Consider the following 24465-nt stretch of genomic DNA (forward strand, 5'->3'; position numbering starts at 1 on the left):
GCGGCCCCGGAAACGGGGCCGCGACGGCGATTGGATGTCGATCAAAGGCCCAGCGACGTCTGGACCGCGCGCACGCATGCCGCCATCAGGCCGCCGGGCAGCACGCCCAGCAGCAGCAGCAAGACGCCGTTCAGCGACATCAGGCCGCGTTGCGCGTACGAAGCCGAAACCGGATGGGCCTCGCCGACCGGGTCGTCGAAGTACACGACCTTGACCACGCGCAGGTAGTAGAAGGCGCCCACCAGGGAGAACATCACCGCGACCACGGCGATGCCGACATGGCCCATCTGGATCAGCGGCTGCAGCACGGCCAGCTTGGCGTAGAAACCCACCGTGGGCGGCAGGCCGGTCAGCGAAACCATCAGCATCAGCACGATAAAGGCGTGCCAGGGGCTGCGCCGGTTCAGTCCCTTCAGGTCGTCGATGGCGTCGCACTCGAAGCCGTCGCGCGACAGTAGCAGGATCATGCCGAAACTGCCCAGGGTGGTCAGGACGTACGTCACCATGTAGAACAGCGCCGCGCCGTAGCCGACCGCGGCGGACTCGCCGCCCGCGGCCAGGCCCAGCAGGACGAAGCCCATATGGGAGATCGTCGAATAGGCCAGCATGCGCTTGAAGTTGCTTTGCGCGATCGCGGTGATGTTGCCTATCGCCAGCGACAGCACGGCCAGGATCAGCAGCATGGGCTGCCAGTCGGTAGCCAGCGTATGCAGGGCTTCGATCAGCACGCGCAGCGTGATGGCGAAGGCGGCCAGCTTGGGCGCGGCACCCAGCAGCAGCGTGACCGCCGTCGGCGCGCCGTGGTAGACGTCAGGCACCCACATATGGAAAGGCGCCGCGCCAAGCTTGAACGCCAGGCCGGCCACGATGAACACCACGCCCAGCACCAGTGGCAGGTTCTGCGCCTTGCCCCCGGCGATGACGGCGGCGATCTGCGCCAGGTCCAGCTGCCCGGTCGCGCCATAGATCATGGACATGCCGTACAACAGGAAGCCGGACGCCAGCGCGCCCAGCACGAAGTACTTCATGGCGGCCTCGGTCGCGGTGGTGTCGTCGCGGCGCAGCGCGATCAGCGCATACAGCGACAGCGACATCAGCTCCAGGCCCAGGTACACCGTGATCAGGTTGCCGGCCGAGATCATCACCATCTGGCCCAGCAGGCCGAACAGGGCGAGCACGTACAGTTCGCCGCCGCGCAGCATGTCGCGCGACTGCGAATAGAGGCGACCGTAGACCAGGGTGATGAACACCGCGACGTAGGAAGCGACCTTAAGCAGGTGCGCCAGGTCGTCGGCCACGTACAGGCCGCCGAACGCCCTGCCCTTCACGCCGTCGTGCCACTGCACCAGCGAAACGATGGTCACGACCACCAGGGTGCCCAGCGTCAGCAGATAGCTGAGCTTGCGCGTCGGGTGGTTGCTGACCGCGTCGATCAGCAGGATGGCCGCGCCCAGTATCAGCAGCAGGATCTCCGGCGTCGCCAATGCGAAATCGAGTGAGGAGTGCATCATGGTCTCGGTTTACAGTTTGGAGATGGCGACGTGTTGCATCAGAGCCTGGACCGACGCGTGCATCACGTCGGTGAAGGGCTTGGGATAAATCCCCATGTACAGCACGGTGATCGCCATCAGGCCCAGGATCAGGAATTCACGGCTACCGATGTCGGTAAGCTGGCGCACGTGCTCGTTGGCGATTTCACCGAAGGCCACGCGCTTGACCATCCACAGCGAGTACGACGCGCCCAGGATCAAGGCGGTGGCCGCGGCCAGGCCGATCCAGAAGTCGTGCTGTACCGCGCCCATGATGACCATGAACTCGCCCACGAAGCCGCTGGTGGCGGGCAAGCCGCTGTTGGCCATGGAAAACAGCACGAAGAAGGTGACGAAGCGCGGCATCGTGTTCACCACGCCGCCGTAGTCGGCGATGCGCCGGCTGTGCACGCGGTCGTACAGCACGCCGATGCACATGAACATGGCGCCCGACACGAATCCGTGCGAAATCATCTGCACGATCGCGCCTTCCACGCCCGCGGTGTTGAAAATGAAGAAGCCCAGCGTCACGAAGCCCATGTGCGCCACGGACGAATACGCGACCAGCTTTTTCATGTCGTCCTGGACGATGGCGACCAAGCCGATGTAGATCACCGCGATCAGGGACAAGGCGATCATCATGCCGGCCAGGCTGTGCGACGCATCGGGCGCGATCGGCAGCGAGAAGCGCAGGAAGCCGTAGGCCCCCAGCTTCAGCATGATGGCCGCCAGCACGATGGAGCCGCCCGTGGGCGCTTCCACGTGCGCGTCCGGCAGCCAGGTATGCACCGGCCACATCGGCACCTTCACCGCGAAGGCCGCCAGCATGGCCACGAACAGCAGTACCTGGGGCGTCATGCCCAGCTTCAGCTGCTGCCACTGCAGGATGTCGAACGAACCGCCCGATGCGTTCCACAGGTAGATGAAGGCCACCAGGGTCAGCAGCGAGCCCAGCAGCGTATACAGGAAGAACTTGATCGCCGCGTAGACCCGGTTGGGTCCGCCCCACACGCCCACGATGATGTACATCGGGATCAGCGTGGCCTCGAAGAACACGTAGAACAGCAGGCCATCCAGCGCGACGAACACGCCGATCATCAGGCCGGACAGGATCAGGAAGGCCGCCATGTACTGCGCCAGGCGGCTGGTGATGACCTCCCAGCCGGCCAGCACCACGATCACCGTGATGAAGGCGGTCAGCAGCACGAACCACAGCGATATGCCGTCCACGCCCAGGTGGTAGTTGATGTTGAAGGTGCTGATCCACGGCACGTTCTCGACGAACTGCATGTTCGCCGTCGACGGGTCGAAGCCGGTATACAGCGGAATCGTCACCAGCAGGCCAGCCACGGCGCCGATCAGCGACAGCCACAACGTCAGGCCGCGCTTGTTGTCGCCACCCAGGGCAAGCACCAGCAGACCGAAAACGATAGGGACAAAGACCGCGAGGGTAAGCCAGGGAAAAGTGTGGGATGCCATCTCGCTAGCCATTTATTGGGGAATCAGTACGAAGAAAGTCACCAGGGCCAGGATGCCGATGATCATGGCGAAGGCATAGTGATAGATGAAGCCGGACTGCAGGTAGCGGCTGACACCAGCCACCCAGCCCACCAGCCTGGCGCTGCCGTTGATCAGGCCATCGATCAGCCCACGGTCGCCGGCGTGCCACAGGCCCCGGCCCAGGCCACGGGCGGCGCGGGCGATGACCTGTTCGTTGAACCAATCCACGTAGTACTTGTTTTCCAGGATGGCATTGATGCCCGACAGGCTGGACTTGATGGCGGCCGGCACCCGGGGATTGACCAGGTAGCAGTACCAGGCCACCACCGCGCCCGCCACCACCAGCCAGAAGGCCGTCGTGGTGAAGGCATGCAGGCCGAACTCCACCCAGCCGTGCCAGTCCTCGGCGAGCTCGTGCATGGCAGGGTGTTGTGGCATGACGGCGATCGCGCCCTGGAAATACTTGCCGAACAGCAGCGGGTCGATGACCAGCGCGCCGATGATGACCGAAGGAATCGCCAGCACCACCAGGGGCAGCGTCACCACCCAGGGCGACTCGCGCGGCGGACCGCCGTGGCCATGGTCGTCATGGCCATGGGCGTCCGCGGTGCCGTGCACCTGGGCTTCCGCGCCGTGGTTGTCATCGTGGTGTGCATGGCCGTGGCCGTGCACATCGAAGCGCTCCTTGCCATGGAAGACCAGGAAGTAGACGCGGAAGGAATACAGCGAGGTAACGAACACGCCGGCCAGGGTCGCGAAGTGTGCGAACCCGGCCCCCCAGACATCGGCGGCGCCCGCCGCTTCGATGATGTGTTCCTTCGAGTAGAAGCCGGAGAAGAACGGCGTACCCACCAGGGCCAGCGTACCGATCAGGAAGGTGATCCACGTGACGGGCATGTACTTGCGCAGGCCGCCCATGTTGCGGATGTCCTGGTCGTGGTGCATGCCGATGATCACCGAGCCGGCACCCAGGAACAGCAGTGCCTTGAAGAAGGCATGCGTCATCAGGTGGAAGATCGCCACCTGGTAGGCCGACGCGCCCAGCGCGACCGTCATGTAGCCCAGCTGCGACAGCGTGGAATACGCCACCACGCGCTTGATGTCGTTCTGGATGATGCCCAGGATGCCCAGGAACAGCGCGCCGATGGCACCGATGACGATGACGAAGGACAACGCGGTATCGGAATGCTCGAACAGCGGCGAGAAACGCGCCACCATGAAAATGCCTGCCGTCACCATCGTGGCGGCGTGGATCAGCGCCGAAATCGGCGTCGGGCCTTCCATCGAGTCCGGCAGCCAGGCGTGCAGCGGAACCTGGGCCGATTTACCCATGGCGCCGATGAACAGGCAGATGCAGGCCACGGTCAGCAGCTTCCAGTCGCCGCCGGGAAAGGTCATGCCGGCCAGCTTGTCGGCCTGGCCGAACACGTCCGCGTACTGCATCGAACCGACATAGGCGAACAACAGACCGATGCCCAGCACGAAGCCGAAGTCGCCGACGCGGTTGATCAGGAAGGCCTTCATGTTGGCGAAGATGGCCGTCGGGCGCGTGTACCAGAAGCCGATCAGCAGGTACGACACCAGGCCCACCGCTTCCCAGCCGAAGAACAGCTGCACCATGTTGTTCGACATGACCAGCATCAGCATCGAAAACGTGAACAGCGAGATATAGGCGAAGAAACGCTGGTAGCCGGGATCGTCCGCCATGTAGCCGATGGTGTAGATATGGACCATCAGCGACACGCTAGTGACGACCACCATCATCAGGGCCGACAGCGGGTCGATCAGGAAGCCGATGTTCAGCGGCGTGCTGCCGATCAGGCTCCAGGTGTAGACGTTGCCGTCATACGTGTGCCCGGCCAGCACGTCGCCCAGCACCACGAAGGCGCCGATCGTGGAGATCAGCACGCCCAGGATGGTGATCAGGTGCGCGCCGCGCCGCCCGATGGCGTTGCCGAGAAACCCGGTGCCGAACAGACCGGCCAGGATGGCGCCGGCCAAGGGCGCCAGCGCGATGAGCAGGTAAAGATTGGGAGAGCTAGACATTGTTATTCCTGGATTCCGTCAGCCCTTCAGGCGGTCGAGTTCGTCAACGTTGATGGTGTTCAGGTTGCGGAACAGCAGCACCAGAATGGCCAGCCCGATCGCGGCTTCGGCGGCGGCGACGGTCAGGATGAAGAACACGAAGACCTGGCCGGCGGTATCGCCGGACCAGCTCGAGAAAGCCACGAAGTTCATGTTGACGGCCAGCAGCACGAGCTCGATGGACATCAGCAGGATGATCAGGTTGCGGCGGTTCAGGAAGATGCCGAATATGCCGATGGCGAAGAGGATCGCCCCCAGTATCAGGTAATGGGCCAGCGTCAGCGTCACTTCTGTTCTCCTTGGGACGGAACGGCCGCGGCGGTCCGGGCCTGGGCCCGTTCGCTCTGCGCCGGCATGCTCACCAGGCGGAAGCGGTCCTTGGCGCGCACGCGCACGGCTTCCGACGGATTGTTGTACTTGACGTCGCGGCGGCGGCGCAGGGTCAGCGCGATGGCCGCCACCATGCCCACCAGCAGCAGCACGGCGCCCACTTCCACGGCATACACGTACTGCGTATACATGGCGGTGCCCAGCGCGCGTGCGTTGTTGTAGTCGCCCGCCATGGCCGCCGGCGGGCCGGCGTCGAACCAGGCCGTTCCCAGCACGAAGGAGATCTCCAGCACAAGGACCAGGCCGATCACCAGGCCCAGCGGCAGGTAGGTCTTGAGCCCATGCCGCAGCGCCGCCATGCGGATGTCCAGCATCATCACGACGAAGAGGAACAGCACCATCACGGCGCCGACGTAGACCAGGACCAGCAGCAAGCCCAGGAATTCCGCGCCCAGCAGCATCCAGAGCATGGCCGCGTTGAAGAAGGCCAGGATCAGGTGCAGCACGGCGGTGACGGGGCTGCGCGCCGTGATGACGCGGAACGCCGCCACCACGAGCACGATGGACAGTATGTAGAACAGAACGGTGGTGAAAGTCATGGAGTCGTACCCGGCATCAACGGTAGGGCGCGTCTTCGGCGCGGCGTTGGGCGATTTCCGCCTCGTAGCGGTCGCCGACCGCAAGCAGCATGTCCTTCGTGAAGTACAGGTCGCCGCGTTTCTCGCCGTGGTATTCGTGGATATGTGTTTCCACGATGGAATCCACCGGACAGCTTTCTTCGCAGAATCCGCAGAAGATGCACTTGGTCAGGTCGATGTCGTAGCGCGTGGTGCGGCGGCTGCCGTCATCGCGCACGTCCGACTCGATGGTGATGGCCAGGGCGGGACACACCGCCTCGCACAGTTTGCAGGCGATGCAGCGCTCTTCCCCATTGGGATAGCGGCGCAACGCGTGCAGCCCGCGGAACCGCGGCGAAGCCGGGGTTTTTTCCACGGGGTAGCGCAGGGTCACCTTGCGCTTGAAAAAGTACTTGCCCGTGAGGCGCATGCCCTTGAGCAGTTCGGACAGCAAGAGGCTGCCGAAGAAATCCTTGATCGCTTCCATATCCTGCCTTTTGCCTATCGCTAGCGCCAAATATTCCAGGGCGTCTGCATCCAGATCGCCACGACTAGCAGCCATACGCCGGTCAGCGGGATGAAGATCTTCCAGCCCAGGCGCATGATCTGGTCGTAGCGATACCGCGGGAACGAGGCCCGGAACCACACGAACAGGGACACCACGACGAACGTCTTCAGACCCAGCCAGATCCAGCCGGGGATCCAGGTAAGCGGAGCCACATTGATGGGCGAGGCCCAGCCGCCCAGGAACATGATGGAGGCCAGCGCCGACAACAGGATCATGTTGGCGTACTCGCCCAGGAAGAACAGGGCGAAGGCCATGCCCGAATATTCCACCATGTGCCCGGCGACGATTTCCGATTCGCCTTCCACCACGTCGAAGGGATGGCGGTTCGTTTCCGCCACGGCCGACACCACGTAGATCACGAACAGCGGCAGCAGCGGCAGCCAGTTCCAGGACAGGAAGGTCAGGCCGTGATCCGCGAACCAGCCACGCAGCTGGCCTTGCACGATATCGTTCATGTTCAGGCTGCCGGACACCAGCAGCACCGTTACCAGCACGAAGCCGATGGCCAGTTCATACGAGACCATCTGCGCGGACGCGCGCAGTGCGCCCAGGAAGGCGTACTTGGAGTTGGACGCCCAGCCCGCCACGATCACGCCATACACGCCCACGGACGTGATGGCCATGATGTACAGCAGCCCGGCATTGACGTTGGCCAGCACCGTCTGCGGTCCGAAGGGCATCACCGCCCAGGCGGCCAGCGCCGGCATCAGCGTCACCACGGGCGCCAGCACGAAGAGGACGCGGTTGGCCTCCGTGGGCACCACCACTTCCTTGGTCAGCAGCTTGAACACGTCGGCGAAAGGCTGCAGCAGCCCACGGAAGCCCACGCGATTGGGCCCCAGGCGCACGTGCATGAAGCCGATCATCTTGCGTTCCCAGTACGTCAGGTAGGCCACGCACAGGATGATGGGTACCGCGATGATCACGATCTTGGCGACCGTCCAGATCACCAGCCAGGGCGTGGCGCCCAGCAAGGCCTGCCCTTGGCTTTCCAAAGTATTGAGCCATTCCATCAGGCACGCTCCACGCTGATTTCACCGAATGCACCGCCCAGGGCGGCCGTTTGCTCGAAGCCCGCCGAAACACGCACTGCGCGGTCGGCGACCGTCTCGTCCTGCACCGTTTCCAGTTCGACGGCGCCGGTCGCGGTGCGCACGCGCACCTTGATACCGGCGGTCAGGCCCAGGCCCGCCAGGGTCTGCCCGTTCATGCGGGCCGCGGGCGCACGCGACGCCGGGGCTGCTTGCAGGGATTCAGCGCGGCGCACGATGGCGTCCGTACGGTAGATCGGCAGGTCGGCCACGCGCTCCAGGCCGCCACGCGCCGCGCCCACGCCGGGCGCCGCGTTGATGCGGTTGGACAGGCGCCCTTCCACCCCGCCGGACAGCACGCTGTCGCGTACCGATTCGGAGGTTTCGTCATCGAAGCCGGAGAGCTGGAGCACATTGCCCAGCACCCGCAGCACTTTCCACGCGGGCCGGCTCTGCTGGAACGGCGCGACCGTGCCCTTGAAGCCTTGCGCCAGGCCCTGCGCGTTGACGAAGGTACCGGAGGTTTCCGTGAAAGGCGCGACGGGCAGCATCACATTGGCCCACTGCGCGGCCGCCGAACGGTACGGGGTGAGCGCCACGGCGAACTGCGCGTCGCGCAGCGCGGCCACGGCCTGCGGGCCGTTGTCCGCGTCCAGCAGCGGCTCGGCGTGCAGCACGATATAGGCCTTGAGGGGATCGGCCAGCATGGCGGCGGCGGTCTTGCCCCCCTTGCCCGGCACGGCACCGGCCAGATAGCCGCCCACCGTGTTGCCGCCGGAAGTCAGGAAGCCCAGACGCGCGCCGGCCATCGCTGCGATGGCTTGGGCGTTCGCGGCGATCGTGGACGCCTGCGGCGACGCGACGGCCATGTTGCCCAACAGCACCGCGGCTTGGCTGCCGGAGGCCAGGCTGGCCGCGATGACCTTGGCTTGTTCGCCCGGGACGACACCGCCGAATTCGGCGGGCACGTCCTGGCCCTTGCCCTGGGCCAGGGCCACGGCCACTTCCGCCAACGCGCGCGGCAGCGCCGACGGCGCAACGGTGAAGCGGCCGGCGACCGGCATCAGCGGATCGTCCGCCAGGCTGTCGACCAGCAGGATTTGCGTGCCGCGCTTGGCGGCCTGGCGCAGGCGCTGCGCCATCAGGGGATGATCCTTGCGCAGCACGGACCCAACGACCAGGACACGATCCAGCGTATCCAGGTCGGCCACCGGCATGCCCAGCCAGGGCGCGCCTTCCAGCGCGGCGCCGAGGGCCGGATCGGTCTGGCGCAGGCGGAAATCGATGTTCTCCGACCCCAGCGCGCGGACCAGGCGGCCCAGCAGCGCGTATTCTTCCGTGGTGGCGTATTCGGTCGCCAGCGCGCCGATCTGGCCGCCGCCAAAGCTGTCGCGCACGCGGGACAGGCCCTGTGCGACGGCCTGCAGCGCATCGGCCCAGGAGGCTTCCTGCCATTCGCCATCGGCGCCCTTGATCATGGGCGTGGCCAGGCGGTCGTCGGCGTTCAGGCCTTCATACGAGAAACGGTCGCGGTCGCTCAGCCAGCATTCGTTCAGCGCGTCGTTTTCGAAGGGCACGACACGCAGCACCTTGTCGCCCTTGACCTGCACGACCAGGTTGGCGCCCATGCTGTCGTGCGGGCTGATCGAACGGCGGCGGGCCAATTCCCAGGTGCGCGCGCTGTAGCGGAACGGCTTGGACGTCAGCGCGCCGACCGGGCACAGGTCTATCATGTTGCCCGACAGTTCGGATTCGACCGAACGTCCCACGAAGGACGTGATCTCGGAGTGCTCGCCCCGGTTGATCATGCCCAGTTCCATCACGCCGGCGATTTCCTGGCCGAAGCGCACGCAGCGCGTGCAATGGATGCAGCGGCTCATTTCCTCGGCCGACACCAGCGGGCCCAGGTCCTTGTGGAACACAACGCGCTTTTCTTCGTGGTAGCGCGAGGCCGAGCCGCCGTAGCCCACTGCCAGGTCCTGCAGCTGGCATTCGCCACCCTGGTCGCAGATGGGGCAATCCAGCGGATGGTTGATCAACAGGAACTCCATGACCGACTTCTGGGCGGCCTTGGCTTTTTCCGAGTTGGTGAACACCACCATGCCGTTGGTCACGGGCGTGGCGCAGGCCGGCAGCGCCTTGGGCGCCTTTTCGACCTCGACCAGGCACATGCGGCAGTTGGCCGCGATGGAAAGCTTCTTGTGGTAGCAGAAATGCGGCACGTACTGCCCGAGTTTCTGGGCAGCATGCATCACCATGCTGCCTTCGGGCACTTCTACCTTGTTGCCGTCGACGGTTAGTTCAACCATTGTCTGTTCCTGGACCTACAGATAGTGCGGGACCACGCACTTCTTGTGCTCGACGTGGTACGCGAATTCATCGTGGAAATGCTTCAGGAAACCGCGCACGGGCATGGCGGCGGCGTCACCCAGGGCGCAGATGGTGCGGCCCATGATGTTGCCCGCCACGCTGTCGAGCAGGTCCAGATCTTCGGGCCTGCCCTCGCCGTGTTCGATGCGGTTGACCATGCGATACAGCCAGCCCGTGCCTTCGCGGCACGGCGTGCACTGGCCGCAGCTTTCCTCGAAATAGAAATACGAAAGGCGCAGCAGGGACTTCACCATGCAGCGCGTGTCGTCCATGACGATGACGGCGCCCGAACCCAGCATGGAACCCGCCTTGGCGATGGCGTCGTAATCCATGGTGGTGTCCATCATGATGCCGGCCGGCAGCACGGGCGCGCTGGAACCGCCGGGGATCACGGCCTTCAGCTTGCGGCCCGCGCGCATCCCGCCCGCCAGTTCGAGCAGCTTGGAGAACGGCGTGCCCATGGGAATCTCGTAGTTGCCGGGACGTTCCACGTCGCCGGTAATCGAGAATATCTTGGTGCCGCCATTGTTCGGCTTGCCGATTTCCAGATACTGCTGGCCGCTGTTGCGGATGATCCACGGCACCGCCGCGAAGGTTTCAGTGTTGTTGATAGTGGTGGGCTTGCCGTAAAGGCCGAAGCTGGCGGGGAACGGCGGCTTGAACCGCGGCTGGCCCTTCTTGCCTTCCAGCGATTCCAGCAGCGCGGTTTCCTCGCCGCAGATGTACGCGCCATAGCCATGGAAGGCATGCAGCTGGAAACTGAAGTCCGATCCCAGGATCTTGTCGCCCAGGAAGCCCGCGGCACGCGCTTCTTCCAGGGCTTCCTCGAAGCGTTCGTACACCTCGAAGATTTCCCCGTGGATGTAGTTGTAGCCCACGGAAATGCCCATGGCATACGCGGCGATGGCCATGCCTTCGATCACGATGTGCGGATTGAAGCGCAGGATGTCGCGATCCTTGAACGTGCCGGGTTCCCCCTCGTCCGAATTGCACACCAGGTATTTCTGGCCTGGGAACGTACGCGGCATGAAGCTCCACTTCAGCCCCGTGGGAAAGCCCGCGCCGCCGCGGCCGCGCAAGCCGGAAGCCTTCACTTCGGCGATGACTTCCTCCGGCTTCATGCCGGTGCTCAGGATCTTGCGCAGCGCCTCGTAGCCACCACGCTTGACGTAGTCTTCCAGGCGCCAGTTGGCGCCGTCCAGGTCTGCCAGGATCTGCGGCTGCATGTGGCGGCCGTGCAGGCACATCGACTGCGACAGGTCGTGCAGCGGGTTGGGGTCCAGCCCCTGGGCGAACTGGCGGTACAGGTCCGGCGCGTTCATGCCGTTTCTCCTTGCGCGCGCAGGCCGTCGATCAGCTCGTCCAACCGAGCCTCGGTCATGCGTACACACATATGCTTGTTGTTCACCAGCAGCACCGGCGAATCGCCGCAGGCGCCCATGCATTCGCCCTCGACCAGGGTGAACATGCCGTCGGCGCTGGTGCCGCGGTAATCCACGCCCAGCTTGCGCTTGAGGTAGTCGCCCGCTTTTTCACCATCGCGCAGCGCGCACGGCAGGTTGGTACAGACCGAGATCTTGTGCTTGCCGGCGCGCGTCACGTTGAACATGTTGTAGAACGTGGCGACTTCCTGGACCGCGATGGGCGGCACGCCCAGATAGGTGGCGACGTCCTCGATGATCTCGGTGGAGAGCCAGCCCTTCTCGTCCTGTGCGATCGCCAGCGCGGCCATGATGGCTGACTGCTTCTGGTCGCCCGGGAACTTCGTGAGCTCCCGGTCGATTTTCTGGTAAGCCTGTTCGGAAAGCAGCATAGTTTGAATCCGGAATATGCAAGAGGCCCCTACGGGTCTTCTTCGAGGTCGTGCGCGTTCCCTAGCGGTCGATTTCGCCGAACACGATGTCCTGCGTGCCGATGACGGTCACGGCGTCGGCGATCATGTGTCCGCGGGTCATTTCGTCCAGCGACTGCAGATGCGGGAAGCCCGGCGCACGGATCTTCAGGCGATACGGCTTGTTCGCCCCGTCCGACACCAGGTAGATGCCGAACTCGCCCTTGGGATGCTCGACCGCTGCATAGGCCTCGCCGGGCGGCACATGGAAACCTTCGGTGAAGAGCTTGAAATGGTGAATCAGCTCTTCCATGTTGGTCTTCATGGCGGCCCGCTTGGGCGGTGCGACCTTGTGGTTATCGATCATGACCGGGCCAGGGTTGTTGCGCAGCCACTCCACGCACTGGCGGATGATGTGGGTGCTCTGGCGCATTTCGGCGACGCGGACGAGATAGCGGTCATAGCAGTCGCCGTTCACGCCGACCGGCACGTCGAAATCGAGCAGGTCATAGACTTCGTAGGGCTGCGTCTTGCGCAGGTCCCAGGCCACGCCGGAGCCGCGCAGCATGGGGCCGGTAAAGCCCAGGGCCTTGGCGCGCTCGGGCGATACGACACCGATGCCCACCAGGCGCTGTTTCCAGATGCGGTTGTCCGTCAGCAGCGTTTCGTACTCGTCCACGCAGGCCGGGAAGCGGTTGGTGAAGTCCTCGATGAAGTCCAGCAGCGATCCGGAACGCGCGTCGTTCATGACGCGCAGGTCTTTTTCGCTGCGGTACTTGTTGGTCCCGGTATATTGCGGCATCGTATCCGGCAGGTCGCGATACACGCCGCCCGGACGGTAGTAGGCGGCATGCATGCGCGCGCCGGATACCGCTTCGTAGCAATCCATCAGGTCTTCGCGCTCGCGGAAGGCGTACAGGAAGACCGCCATGGCGCCGACGTCCAGGGCATGGGAACCCAGCGACATCAGGTGGTTCAAGAGCCGCGTGATCTCGTCGAACATGACGCGGATGTACTGCGCGCGCAGCGGCGCCTCGATGCCCAGCAACTTCTCGATGGCCATGACGTAGGCGTGCTCGTTGCACATCATGGACACGTAGTCCAGGCGGTCCATGTAGGGCAGCGCCTGGATGAAGGTCTTGTGTTCGGCCAGCTTTTCGGTGGCGCGATGCAGCAGGCCGATATGCGGATCGGCGCGCTGGATGACTTCGCCGTCCAGTTCGAGCACCAGGCGCAGCACACCGTGCGCGGCCGGATGCTGGGGACCGAAGTTCAGGGTGTAGTTCTTGATTTCAGCCATGATCAGCGACCGGCTCCATAGGTATCTTCGCGCACGACGCGCGGCGTGATTTCACGCGGATCGATGGTGACCGGTTGATAGATGACGCGGCGCTGCTCGGGGTCGTAGCGCATTTCCACGTTGCCGGACAAGGGGAAGTCCTTGCGGAACGGATGCCCGATGAAGCCGTAGTCGGTAAGGATGCGACGCAGGTCCGGATGACCTTCGAAGATGATGCCGTACAGGTCGAAGGCTTCGCGTTCGTACCAGCCGACCGCGGGCCAGCACTCGATGAGCGAGGCGACCATGGGGAAGTCGTCGTCGGGCGCCCAGGTGCGCACGCGCAAACGCCAGTTGTGCTCGATGGACAGCAGGTGAATCACGATCGCGTAGCGGCCGCGCTGGCCGCGCGAGCTGGTGCGTTCGTCGGCCTGCGCACGGGTGCCGTTACCCCACGTAAGGTAGTCCACGCCGCACAGGTCGATACAGGTTTCGAACTGCAGGGCGGCGTCGGTACGCAGCCGGTTGCACACCGATATCCATTGGGCCGCCGGCACTTCCAGCGTCAATTCGCCCAGCGCCTCGGTCAGCGCGATCGTTTCACCGAACGCGGCGTGCAGATTGGTTTTCAGGGTTTCGAGCCTGGTCATCATCTTCAACGATTAGGTAAGCCGTGACATGCGATGCGGGCAAGCGCCCGATCAGCGCGCGATGGTATTGGTCAGGCGTATCTTGTTCTGCATTTGCAGCAGACCGTAGACCAGCGCTTCGGCCGTGGGCGGACAGCCCGGTACGTAGACGTCCACGGGAACGATGCGGTCGCAACCGCGCACTACGGAGTACGAATAGTGATAGTACCCACCGCCGTTGGCACACGAACCCATCGATACGACCCAACGCGGTTCGGGCATCTGGTCGTACACCTTGCGCAGTGCCGGTGCCATCTTGTTGCACAGCGTGCCGGCGACGATCATCAGGTCGGATTGCCGGGGGCTGGGGCGAAAGATAATGCCAAACTGGTCAAGGTCATAGCGCGCCGCGCCGGCGTGCATCATCTCCACTGCGCAACAGGCCAAGCCGAACGTCATCGGCCACATCGAACCCGTCTTCGCCCAATTGATGAACTTGTCGGCACTCGTCGTGATGAAGCCTTGCTTGTGGATGCCTTCTTCAATAGCCATATTGATCTCTGGTGGCGTGAATGGACAATGAGCCGGTCGGCATCATTCCCAATCGAGCGCGCCCTTCTTCCATTCGTAGATGAAACCCACCGTCAGAACCGCGAGAAAAATCATCACGGTCCAGAAACCGACCAGACCAACAGCGCCATGCGCGATGGCCCACGGAAACAGGAATGCGATCTCGAGGTCGAACAGGATGAAAAGGATGGCGACGAGGTAATAGCGCACGTCGAATTTCATGCGCGCGTCTTCGAACGCTTCGAAGCCGCATTCGTAGGGGGAAAGTTTTTCCGCGTAGGGACGCCGAGGTCCAAGCAGCGAGCCTGCCGTGATCAACGCAAAACCGATCAGCGTCGCCACAACGATGAATAGCAGAACGGGGAAATACTGTTGCAGGTTCATTTGGGGCGCGTCCGTCTAATGCTCAAACCTTAGGATTGTAGCATTTGCGCCGTTACTTCCCGCTGAACTCTGTAGCTGGAAGAGAGGTATAGGCACCGCCTTGGCGGAGCCTCCGGCAAGCGCGATTCACGCACGCGGAAAAGAGACCCATACCCGGCTGCGCCACCCGCGCCCGCACGAAAAAAGGGTCGATTCGGTGCGGCCAGAGGCGACCGGGACACCGGGCAAGCCCCATACAGAGGGCCCTAACAATAGCAAAAAAACCGGGGCGAGACAAAAAGCCAGCAAGCGAACCGAACAAAAAAAGCCACCTCGGAAGGTGGCTTTCAACAAGCCCCGCCGATGCGCTGGCGGGGCTTTTATATGCTCACGCCGCCCGGGAATAATCCCGGCCAGAGGAAACACATTCGGTGCGGGGCGACGAATCGCCCCGGCACCGTTGTTGCTTAGAAGCGGTGACGGATACCGACGCCGACCAGCGTGCTCTTCAGGCCGTCCACGAAACCGTAGTTTTGCGTGTAGGAACCCAGAGCGTACAGGTTCGTGCGCTTGGACAGGTCATACGTCACGCCCAGCGAGTAGACGTTCATGTTGCTGTCTTCGCCAGCGAAGTTGCCGGTCGTGTACAGGCTGTCGTTCTTGACGTTGGCACGCTGCCAGGAACCGAACACGCTGGTCGCGCCGCCGATCGGGGCGCTCAGACCCAGCATCCACTGCTGCGACTTGAAGTCGTCGCTGTAGGTGTTGGTGGGCAGAACGCTGCCGCCCAGGTTGGGCGTACCGCTGGTGAACAGACCGGTCAGGTTGGTAGCCTGGATCCAGCCACCCTTGGTTTGACCGTAGGCAGCCGAGACCTTGACGACTTCGAAGTCGTAGGCGCCGCCAACCAACCAGGCGCGGATGCGATCGCCGCCACCGGTGGTGTCAGCGTCGGCAACGGCCGTGCTGCGGTTGACCTGGTCATACGCGGCGGCCAGGTTCAGCGGGCCGTTCACGTAGCGCAGACCACCGTTGATGTTGCGCTGGTTGTTGTTGCTGTTGAAGCCGGTTTGCGCGGCGTTCGTGTCGTCGATGTTGAACGAGTAGCCGACACCAACCTGGAAACCGCCGAACACGGGCGATTGATACAGGACCATGTTGTCGTAGCGCGTCGTATTGGCCGAGCTGAACACGGTACCGATGTTGGCCAGGCCAAAGCCTTCAGCGAACGGATCGATCGAACCGAAGAACTTGGAAGCGATGTTGGTCTGACGGCCGAAGTCCAGTTGGCCCCAGCTGTTGCTGGCCAGGCCAATGGTGGCTTGACGACCGAACAGGCGGCCGCCTTGAGCGGAGTTACCGTCGCCGGAGTTGAAGCCCGACTCGATCGTGAACACCGCGCGCAGACCGTCACCCAGGTCTTCCGAACCACGCAGGCCCCAGCGCGAACCGTTCTGCACGCCGTTCAGCATGCCGAACTTGGACTGATCATTGATGCCATGGCCGCGGATGTTTTGGTAGCCGATGCCGGTGTCCAGAATCCCGTACAGGGTCACGGACGTTTCTGCCTGTGCAACACCGGCAAAACCGGCGAGCAGGGCGGCAGCGAGCAGAGTCTTTTTCATTTAAGAAATCTCCGTTGATTTGAGTGACAAGAGCAGCAATCCAGCACACCAGCCTGCCGCCCCCCTAACTCCGCGAAGGGAAGTTGACGCTATTGCATCAAAAATCCAGGGGGCTGGCTATGGTCGTGCCGCAAAACCACGGCTTTAGGCCCAGGGTTTGTTGGGTCCATACAACAGGGTGCGCTCTGAGCCGGATGCTTGCGTCCCCTTTTGCACGACCCGACGGCAGGAATATCGGGACGGTGCTCCAGGGGCCACAGGAGCGATTCAGCTCTCTGACAGGTGGCCGGAGGGCCCTGCCGGCCGTGGCCTCGCTCGCCCTCCCCCCAGAACATTCCTATTGCCCCCTGTTCACCGCCCCGCCGCGTAGGCCTGCATCAGGCGTGGCGTGGCGGCGGCATGCATCAGGCCATCCTCGTCCAGCGACGCGGCGGTCAGGCGCCCCACGGACCAGGCCGGCACTTCCTCGATCTGGTGGCCCCGGGCGCGCAGCGCGTCGATGGCGTCCTTGCCGAAGGAAGCCTCCACCGCCAGATGGCCCGGCTTGCGGTCGCGGGGATAGAAGGAACTGGGGAAATGCATGGTGTGCGACATAGGCAGGTCGATGGCCTCCTGCAGGTTCAGCCCATGATGGACGTGGCGCAGGAACAGCTGCAGCTGCCACTGCTCCTGCTGGTCGCCGCCAGGCGTGCCGAACACCATGTAGGGCCGGCCGTCGCGCAGGGCCAGGGAGGGCGTCAGCGTGGTGCGCGGGCGCTTGCGGGGCGCCAGGGTGCCGGGAAGGCCCGGCTCCAGCCAGAACATCTGGGCGCGCGTGGTCAGGCCGAAGCCCAGCTCCGGGATGACCGGCGAGGACTGGAACCAGCCCCCGGACGGCGTGGCGGAAACCATATTGCCCCAGCGGTCGATGACATCGACGTGAGTGGTGTCGCCGCGCTTCACGGACGCGGACGCGCGCATGTCGGCCATGGTCGGTTCGTTGGTCGCCGTGCCCGCCTGCGTGATGCGAGACAGCCGCCGCAGTACATCCATCATCCGCGCGTGCTGGTCTTCGTAGCCCGGAAGCACGCCGGGACGCAGCTCGTGCGAAGCGCGGTCGCCGATCAGCGCTCGCCGGGGGGCGTTATAGGGCTCCGACAGCAGCTCGGCCAGGGGAACGTCGACGAAGGCCGGATCGCCGTAGTAAACCTCGCGGTCGGCGAAGGCAAGCTTCATCGCCTCGGTCAGGCAGTGGACGAATTCCGGGCTGGAGGGGCCCATCGCGTCCAGGCCGGCCCCTTTGAGCAAGGCCAGCGTCTGCAGGAACACGGGGCCCTGGCTCCAGGCGTCCGCCTTGGCAACGGTGTAGTTTTCGTAATCGTAGGTACGCGGCGCCTCGTAGGTGGCCGACCAGGACGCCACGTCGTCGGCGGTGATGACGCCGGCGTGCGGGCTGCCGCTTTCGTCCATGAAGGATAGGCGGGCGAAGCGGTCTATCGCCTCGGCGACGAACCCGCGATAGAAGGCGTCGCGGGCCGCTTCGATCTGCCGCTGGCGGTCGGCCCCGGCCGATTCGGCTTCGCGCAGCACGCGCTGCCAGGTCTGGGCCAGGCGGGGATTGCGGAACAGTTTACGCGCCGGGGGTACGCTGCCATTCGGTACGTAGACCTCCGCCGTGCTGGGCCAGTTCTTCTGGAAGAAGTCCTTCAAGCCGGCGATGGTGTTGGAAATCCGCGGCATCAGCGCATGCCCGCTTTCCGCGTAGTAGATGGCCGGCTCCAGGACGTCGCGCAGGCGCATGCTGCCGTGATCGCGCAGGAGCAGCATCCAGGCGTCGAAGGAGCCGGGAACGACCGCGGGCAGCAGGCCGTTGCCGGGAATCAGGTCCAAGCCCTCGGCGCGGAAGCGGTCCAGCGTGGCGGCCGCCGGCGTGGTGCCCTGGCCGCACAGCACCTCTACCTTGCCCCGTGCGGCGGAATGGAAAACGATGGGGACTTCGCCGGCGGGACCGACCAGGTGGGGTTCCACGACCTGCAGGACGAAGGCGGTGGCGACGCAGGCGTCGAAGGCATTGCCGCCGCGCTCGAGCATGGCCATGCCGGCCGCGGTGGCCAGCCAGTGCGTCGAGGTGACGACGCCGAACGTGCCCAGGATTTCCGGGCGGGTGGTGAACATCATGTCGGTCTCCCGGCCGCCCCGCACAAACCGTGGCGCGGCCATACAGGTTTGTGGAGCGGCGGTGCGGGTAGACCGACCCCAGGATTCCGGGGCGCGATCCTGTGGACCGGGATCGCCGCAGGGGAATGCAAGCGGGACCCGCTGCCGTGCCGGGTCCCGCGACCTTGCTTCCCTTTACTTGGCGGCCATCGTCACGCCCTTCAGGCGGATCAGGCCGTCCGGATAAGGCACGAAGCCCTGGATCTTCTTTTGCACGCCGAACGTCCACGGCAGGTAGAACAGGTAGACGGTGGGATCTTCGTCGTGCACGATGTTCATCACCCTGCCGTACAGCGCCTTGCGCTTGCTTTCGTCCGCCTCGGCCCGCGCCTCGTTGAGCAGCTTGTCGGCCTCCGCATTGCTGAACTTGCCGTCGTTCAGGCTGCCCTTGGTGGCCATGTACTGGTAGATATTGCCGCTGGGATCGACGCGGCCGGACCACCCGCTCTGCCCCGCTTCGAAATCGCCGCGCGCCAGCGCGGATTGCAGCGCCGCGAATTCCACCGGGCGCAGGGAGATGTCGAAACCGGCATCCGCGCCCATCGCCTGGATAAGCTCGTACACCTGCTGCATGGTCGTGTTATTGCCAAAGGTGATTTCCAGCTTCACGCGGTCGAAGCCGGCTTGCTTGAGCAACTCCTTGGCCTTCTTGGGATCGCGGCCGCTGCGCTCCAGGCGCTTTTCATAGGCAAAACTGGCTGGCGGAAACGGCTGGTAGGCCGGCTGGAACATGCCCTCGCCCACTACCTGGTTGATGGCATCGCGATCGATGGCCAGGTCCAGCGCCTGCCGCACGCGCTTGTCCTTGGCGAAGGGGTTGTTCGCGCGCGGGCCATTGCCCAGGTTGAAGGAAAGCGATTGGTAGCCCAGGCCGGTGACCGGCGCCAGGCGCAGGTTGGCATCGTCCTTGACTGCCTTGGCGTCGGAAGGCGCCACGCGTTCGATGATGTTCAGGTCGCCGGCGCGCAGATTGTTCACGCGCACGGTGGCGTCCGGGATGGGCGTGAAGATGACGCGGTCGAAGTGATAGTCGGCGGCATCCCAGTATTGCGGGAATTTCTCCAGAACGATGCGATCGTTCTGCACGCGTTCCTTGAACTTGTAGGGCCCCGAGCACACCGGCTTGCTGCCGGGATCCTTGTCGAAGGAAGCGGGCGAGATCATCATCCCGGCACGATCGGACAGCTGCGACAGCAGGGACGCGTCGGGCTCGGTCAAGTGGAGGACGACGGTATCCGCGTCGGGAGCGTCCACGCTGGCCAGCGTGACGAGTTCGCTCTTGCGATTGCTGTCGGGCAAGGTGTGGGCACGGTCCAGGTTGGCCTTGACCGACGCCGCATCGATGGGCGTACCGTCATGGTAGACCGCGCCCTTGCGCAACTTCATGGTCAGGGTCTTGCCGTCCGCGCTGGTGGACCATGACAAGGCCAGTTGGGGGATGATCTTCAGATCGGGCGTGATGTCGACCAGCTTGTCGCACAGGGAAGCGAAAACGATGCGGCCGACGAAGGTGCGGGCGCGCGCCGGATCGAGTACGTCCGGATCGTCCTGCAGGCCGATACGCAGGGTGGATTGCGCCATCGCGGCGCCGCTGGCCAGCAGGCCAGCCAGCGTCATGGCCAGGCAGAGTTTACGCATGAGACTTCTCCAGAGTGCGAACCGGCCGCGCGCCGCCCATGCGGGCCGCCGGGGATCAAAGCGCGCATTGTATCCAAGCCATATCGACGCGGGCCGTTATACGCCTTTTTTACGGGCCTGCCTGGGACCGTCGGAAAAACTGAACACGCCCTTGGCGACCAGGTCCGCACATTCCGCCTTGACGATGTCGGTAAACAAGGAGATGCCGGGACGGGTGCTGCCGTCCCGGCGTACGGCCAACATCAATAGGCGGTTCAACTGTACGCCGAGGACTTCCGACAACGCCACCGTCCGGGCTTCGCGCTGGCGGCGAAATACGGACACCGGCATCACGGTGGCCCAGCGCCCCTGCATGACCAGTTCAGCGATCGATTCCACTGAGTCGATCTCGGCGTAGATGTTCAAGCGGCCACCCACGACGCCAAGCTGCCGCTCGACGACGCTGCGGTGGAAGCGCGTCATCAGCAGCGGGATGTCGGCCAGCGCGGACACCGGAACGCTGGCGGGTACGCGCCGCGGCGCTGCCGTGATCAGCGCGAAGGGCTCGCTGTAGAGATGGTGCAGGACGAAATCGCCCGACCCTTCCGGATTGGTCAGGAAGGCGACATCGACCAGGCCCCGCTCCAGCCAGTCCGACAAAATGGGGGTGAAGGACTCGCGCAGCGCGATGCGAAAACCGCCCAAGGCGCTGTCGCACCGTTCGAACAAGCCTGGCAGCAGAACCCTCCCCAAGGTTGGCGAGGCACCGACGGTGATGGTCGATTGCCCCAGTTGCGCGCGGGTGGTCAATTGCGTCTTCACCTGCTCGGCTTCGGCCAGGATGCGGCGAGCCGCCTCGCACAAGGCGGCGCCTTCCTGGGTCAGCTGGGCGCCGCGGGCGCTGCGGCGCAGCAGGGACACGCCCAATTCGCTTTCTAGCTCGCGCACATGGCGACTGAGCGCGGGCTGGGCGATCCGGACGAGGGCCGCGGCGGCGGTAAAGCTGCCGGTATCGGCGATGGCGACGAAGTAACGCAGGGCTTTCAGGTTCATGCGATCGACGCTTATGGGTTTGTTTATGTGCCTGTGCTGCGGAGTCCGGCGTACCCGGGCCGGCCTCGCGCCCTGGCTGCGGCGCGGGGTCATGGGCGCTGCATTGCCCTCGAGTGCGTCTGAACAGCGAGTCTAGAACAGTTTGTTATGGATGGGTCAGAAAACAGCATTGGCCTCATAGGAGGCCGCTTCCTATACTTCCTGCCTCTCAGTCCAAATTGATATGGCGGGACCTGCGTCCCGTGCTTCGATGTCCCAAGAAACCGCCTCCGGCGCCAGCGCGCCGCACCCGATCCGCGTCCCGGCCGCCCGCCTGCAGGATTTCATCGCCCGTGTATTGACGGCCGTCGGCATGCCCGAATCCGACGCCCATGTGGTGGGCGGGATCATGGCCGAGGCCGATGCCCGCGGCGCGGACGCGCACGGCGTTTTCCGCCTGCCCCCCTATGTGAAGCGCATCCGCGCCGGCGGCATGAATATGCAGCCGGACATCCAGATCCTGGAGGAGCGCGCGGGCTCGGCGCTGCTGGACGGCGACAACGGCATCGGCCACCTGATCATGAAGAAGGCAGCCGACCTGGCGGTGCACAAGGCGCGCAACACGGGCGTGGCGTGGGTCGGCGCCCGCATGAGCAACCATGCCGGGCCGGCCGGCATCTACGCCCGCATGCCGCTGCGACACGGGATGATCGGTATCTATATGGCGGTAGGCAGTGCCAACCATATGCCGCCATGGGGCGGCACGGAAATGCTGCTGTCCACCAACCCCATCGCCATCGCGGTGCCCAGCCGTAGCCATCCGCCCATCGTGCTGGACATGGCCACGACCAATGCCGCCTACGGCAAGGTCAAGGCCAAGGCGCAGCGCGGCGAGATGATGCCCGAAGGCTGGATGGTGGGACGCGACGGCAAACCGCTGCTGGATCCCAAACGATCGAACGAAGGGTTTTTGCTGCCCATCGGCGGCGCCAAGGGCTATGGCCTGGCGATGATGTTCGGCCTGCTCGCGGGCACGCTGAACGGCGCCGCCTTCGGCAAGGACGTGGTGGATTTCAACCAGGACTACGCCACGACGACCAACACCGGCCACACGGTGATCGCCCTGGATGTGGAGGCCTTCATGCCGCTGCGCCAGTTCGAGGAGCAGGTCGACGATATCTGGGCACAAATGAAGTCGTCGGAACGGTTGCCGGGCTGCGACGAAATCCGCCTTCCCGGCGAGCAGTCCCACCGGACGTACGAGGATCGCATGGCCCACGGCGTGCCGATACATGCGGAATTGCGGGCGGCGCTGGATATGCTGGCGGAAAGCGTGGGCGTGGCGCCCCTGGACGTCTGAGCGGCTCCCTCACGCGGGGCGCAGAAGCGCGGCAGGCCATGCGCCGGCCGCGGATGGTCGATGTGCGGTCCGTCGACGGGCGGATGCGCGGATGCGGGATGCGCCGCCGGCACGGATGCCGGCGGCGGGATGACGATACACGGAGGCAGGAGGTCGACTCATGCAGCTTGCTCGTATCACCCTCACTGGAATCGCTGCTGCCCTGGCCGCCACGCTAAGCATGGCAGCCGTGCCGGCCCGAGCCATGGCTGAAACCAATGCCGGCCGGATCAAGCCCCGCGACGACAAGCCTTTCGTCGCTGTGCCGGTCGCCACCTTCGACGAACCGTGGGCCATCGCCTTCCTGCCTGACGGGCGCATGCTGATTACCGAAAAGCCGGGGCGGATGTACCTGGTCGATCCCCGCGGCCGCAAGACCCCGGTCGCAGGGGTACCCAAGGTGGCCTATGGCGGCCAGAACGGGTTGCTGGATGTGGCGGTCGCGCCGGACCAGGCAGCCACGCACGCAATCTACTTCACCTATATGGAACCAGGCCCGGGCGGCAGCAGCCTGGCACTGGCCCGGGCGACGCTGGACACGGCCGGCGGCTCTGCCGCCCTTCGGGATCTGCGCGTCCTCTGGCGGCAGGCACCTAAAGGGTCCGGCGGCCAGCCCGGCGGCATCATCGCCTTCGCACCCGATGGCCGTCATCTCTTCCTGACATCGGGAGACCGCATGCGGCCCGATACGGCCCAGGATCCCGATCAGGCGCTGGGCAAGGTGCTGCGGCTGAACCTGGACGGCAGCACGCCGCCGGACAATCCCTGGTCCTCCCAGGGCGGCGTCAGAGCGCAGACCTGGACGACCGGCCACCGCAATCCCTATGGCTTGGCCTTCGCACCGGACGGCCGCCTGTGGATGGATGAAATGGGTCCCAAGGGCGGCGATGAACTGAACCTGATCGTCCGCGGCCGCAATTACGGCTGGCCCATCGTGTCGAACGGCGACAACTATAACGGCACGCCCATCCCGCGCCACGCAACGCATCCCGAATTCGAAGCGCCGGTGATCTATTGGACGCCGGTTATCGCGCCCGCCGGGTTGGCCTTCTATACAGGCTCCCTGTTCCCGCAATGGCAAGGATCTGCCTTCATCGGCGGCCTGCGGGCACGGGCGCTGGCGCGCATCACGTTCGACGACCACGGCGGTGCGACGGAGGCCGACCTGTGGGATATGGGCAACCGCATCCGCGACGTGGCGGTGGCGCCGGACGGCGCGCTATGGGTGATCGAGGACGGTGGCGATGGTCGCTTGCTTCGCTTGACGCCACGAAAACCGTAGGCATGCGCCGGTGCGGCCACGACGGCGGAAGTCGCGCTGCGCCGGGGAGAAGCGCGTTTTGGCTGTTGGGCGCCACCCGAGCCATGAGATGTGCAAAAGGTTGTACCGCAATGACCCTTGTTATCCATAAGGAACGAGTCGATGAAAAGAAAGTGTCTTCACGCCTCACCCTGCCCCATCGCCCGGGCACTGGATTGCATCGGCGACTGGTGGACATTGCTGATCCTGCGCGACGCCGCCAAGGGAATCGGCCGCTTCAACGCCATCCAGAAAAACCTCAAGATTCCGCGCAACATCCTGACCACGCGGCTGCGCATGCTGGTCCAGCGCGGCATCCTTTCGATCGCGCCCGCCTCCGACGGCAGCGCCTACCGGGAGTATGTCCTAACCGATCGCGGTCGTGACCTGGTTCCCGTCCTGCTGGCGCTGGGGCAATGGGGGGAGCGGCATGCGACGCCCATGGAAGCAGACGAGGACGAGGAGGCCGAGCTGCTGGCGTACTGATAGCCCATACCCGCACGGAGTAACCAGCCGGCGTGGTCGGAGGCGTTACCGGCGGGTATGACACTTGCGCCAGGACCCGCTTTTGATCTTTGCGCCGGTCCACGTCTC

Annotated in this window: 21 protein-coding genes; 3 read left to right on the forward strand and 18 right to left on the reverse strand. The window is 64.6% G+C overall.

Annotated elements, in window-relative coordinates; all coding sequences use genetic code 11:
* Positions 1-41 precede the first annotated feature (41 nt).
* From nuoN to AKI39_RS18035, 18 genes are all read right to left on the reverse strand, one after another.
* Entirely contained in the window at positions 42-1511 is a 1470-nt protein-coding gene (nuoN, locus tag AKI39_RS17950) for an NADH-quinone oxidoreductase subunit NuoN (RefSeq protein WP_066639038.1), read from the reverse strand.
* Positions 1512-1520: 9 nt separating this feature from the next.
* Positions 1521-3008, reverse strand: a complete 1488-nt coding sequence (locus AKI39_RS17955; RefSeq protein WP_066639040.1) for an NADH-quinone oxidoreductase subunit M — start codon at positions 3006-3008, stop codon at positions 1521-1523.
* A gap of 12 nt (positions 3009-3020) precedes the next feature.
* The gene (nuoL, locus tag AKI39_RS17960) at positions 3021-5075 is read right to left on the reverse strand and encodes an NADH-quinone oxidoreductase subunit L (RefSeq protein WP_066639042.1); all 2055 of its coding nucleotides are present in this window, start codon (positions 5073-5075) and stop codon (positions 3021-3023) included.
* Positions 5076-5093: 18 nt separating this feature from the next.
* Positions 5094-5402, reverse strand: a complete 309-nt coding sequence (gene nuoK, locus AKI39_RS17965) for an NADH-quinone oxidoreductase subunit NuoK (protein WP_066639044.1) — start codon at positions 5400-5402, stop codon at positions 5094-5096.
* Positions 5399-6043 (reverse strand): NADH-quinone oxidoreductase subunit J, encoded by a 645-nt coding sequence (locus AKI39_RS17970; protein ID WP_066639047.1) that lies wholly within the window; start codon positions 6041-6043, stop codon positions 5399-5401. The genes nuoK and AKI39_RS17970 overlap by 4 nt, the downstream gene beginning before the upstream one ends.
* A 16-nt stretch (positions 6044-6059) precedes the next feature.
* Positions 6060-6548: an NADH-quinone oxidoreductase subunit NuoI gene (nuoI, locus tag AKI39_RS17975; protein ID WP_066639049.1), complete on the reverse strand. Its 489-nt coding sequence runs from the start codon at positions 6546-6548 to the stop codon at positions 6060-6062.
* Between the two features lie 20 nt (positions 6549-6568).
* Positions 6569-7642, reverse strand: coding sequence for an NADH-quinone oxidoreductase subunit NuoH (gene nuoH / locus AKI39_RS17980; protein ID WP_066639051.1), 1074 nt, complete (start codon positions 7640-7642; stop codon positions 6569-6571).
* Entirely contained in the window at positions 7642-9969 is a 2328-nt protein-coding gene (nuoG, locus tag AKI39_RS17985; RefSeq protein ID WP_066639053.1) for an NADH-quinone oxidoreductase subunit NuoG, read from the reverse strand. Before nuoG ends, nuoH begins: the two co-directional genes overlap by 1 nt.
* A gap of 15 nt (positions 9970-9984) precedes the next feature.
* A complete protein-coding gene (nuoF, locus tag AKI39_RS17990; protein ID WP_066639059.1) occupies positions 9985-11352 on the reverse strand; it encodes an NADH-quinone oxidoreductase subunit NuoF in 1368 nt (455 codons plus the stop codon).
* Complete coding sequence (gene nuoE, locus AKI39_RS17995; protein ID WP_066639062.1) at positions 11349-11843, reverse strand: NADH-quinone oxidoreductase subunit NuoE; 495 nt, start codon at positions 11841-11843, stop codon at positions 11349-11351. Before nuoE ends, nuoF begins: the two co-directional genes overlap by 4 nt.
* A gap of 61 nt (positions 11844-11904) precedes the next feature.
* Positions 11905-13161 carry an NADH-quinone oxidoreductase subunit D gene (locus tag AKI39_RS18000; protein WP_066639068.1) on the reverse strand — a complete coding sequence of 419 codons (1257 nt, stop codon included), beginning with the start codon at positions 13159-13161 and terminating at the stop codon, positions 11905-11907.
* 2 nt (positions 13162-13163) lie between these two features.
* On the reverse strand, positions 13164-13793 hold the full coding sequence (locus AKI39_RS18005) for an NADH-quinone oxidoreductase subunit C (RefSeq protein ID WP_066639070.1): 630 nt from the start codon (positions 13791-13793) through the stop codon (positions 13164-13166).
* A gap of 48 nt (positions 13794-13841) precedes the next feature.
* Positions 13842-14321 carry a NuoB/complex I 20 kDa subunit family protein gene (locus AKI39_RS18010; RefSeq protein WP_066353485.1) on the reverse strand — a complete coding sequence of 160 codons (480 nt, stop codon included), beginning with the start codon at positions 14319-14321 and terminating at the stop codon, positions 13842-13844.
* A 42-nt stretch (positions 14322-14363) separates the two neighbouring features.
* The gene (locus tag AKI39_RS18015) at positions 14364-14723 is read right to left on the reverse strand and encodes an NADH-quinone oxidoreductase subunit A (protein ID WP_066639071.1); all 360 of its coding nucleotides are present in this window, start codon (positions 14721-14723) and stop codon (positions 14364-14366) included.
* Between the two features lie 446 nt (positions 14724-15169).
* A complete protein-coding gene (locus AKI39_RS18020) occupies positions 15170-16327 on the reverse strand; it encodes a porin (RefSeq protein ID WP_066639076.1) in 1158 nt (385 codons plus the stop codon).
* 351 nt (positions 16328-16678) lie between these two features.
* The gene (locus AKI39_RS18025; RefSeq protein WP_145925444.1) at positions 16679-18481 is read right to left on the reverse strand and encodes a gamma-glutamyltransferase family protein; all 1803 of its coding nucleotides are present in this window, start codon (positions 18479-18481) and stop codon (positions 16679-16681) included.
* 177 nt (positions 18482-18658) lie between these two features.
* A complete protein-coding gene (locus tag AKI39_RS18030; protein ID WP_066639081.1) occupies positions 18659-20161 on the reverse strand; it encodes an ABC transporter substrate-binding protein in 1503 nt (500 codons plus the stop codon).
* Between the two features lie 96 nt (positions 20162-20257).
* Entirely contained in the window at positions 20258-21193 is a 936-nt protein-coding gene (locus AKI39_RS18035; protein ID WP_066639084.1) for a LysR family transcriptional regulator, read from the reverse strand.
* 250 nt (positions 21194-21443) lie between these two features.
* Between AKI39_RS18035 and AKI39_RS18040 the strand changes: the two genes are divergently transcribed.
* The 3 genes from AKI39_RS18040 (at position 21444) to AKI39_RS18050 (ending at position 24357) form a co-directional block, all read left to right on the forward strand.
* On the forward strand, positions 21444-22532 hold the full coding sequence (locus tag AKI39_RS18040) for an Ldh family oxidoreductase (RefSeq protein WP_066639086.1): 1089 nt from the start codon (positions 21444-21446) through the stop codon (positions 22530-22532).
* 160 nt (positions 22533-22692) lie between these two features.
* Positions 22693-23853 (forward strand): PQQ-dependent sugar dehydrogenase, encoded by a 1161-nt coding sequence (locus tag AKI39_RS18045; RefSeq protein WP_145925312.1) that lies wholly within the window; start codon positions 22693-22695, stop codon positions 23851-23853.
* Between the two features lie 141 nt (positions 23854-23994).
* The gene (locus AKI39_RS18050; protein ID WP_076879717.1) at positions 23995-24357 is read left to right on the forward strand and encodes a winged helix-turn-helix transcriptional regulator; all 363 of its coding nucleotides are present in this window, start codon (positions 23995-23997) and stop codon (positions 24355-24357) included.
* Positions 24358-24465: the final 108 nt, after the last annotated feature.

Source organism: Bordetella sp. H567 (genome assembly GCF_001704295.1).
In the GTDB taxonomy this organism is placed as follows: domain Bacteria; phylum Pseudomonadota; class Gammaproteobacteria; order Burkholderiales; family Burkholderiaceae_B; genus Bordetella_C.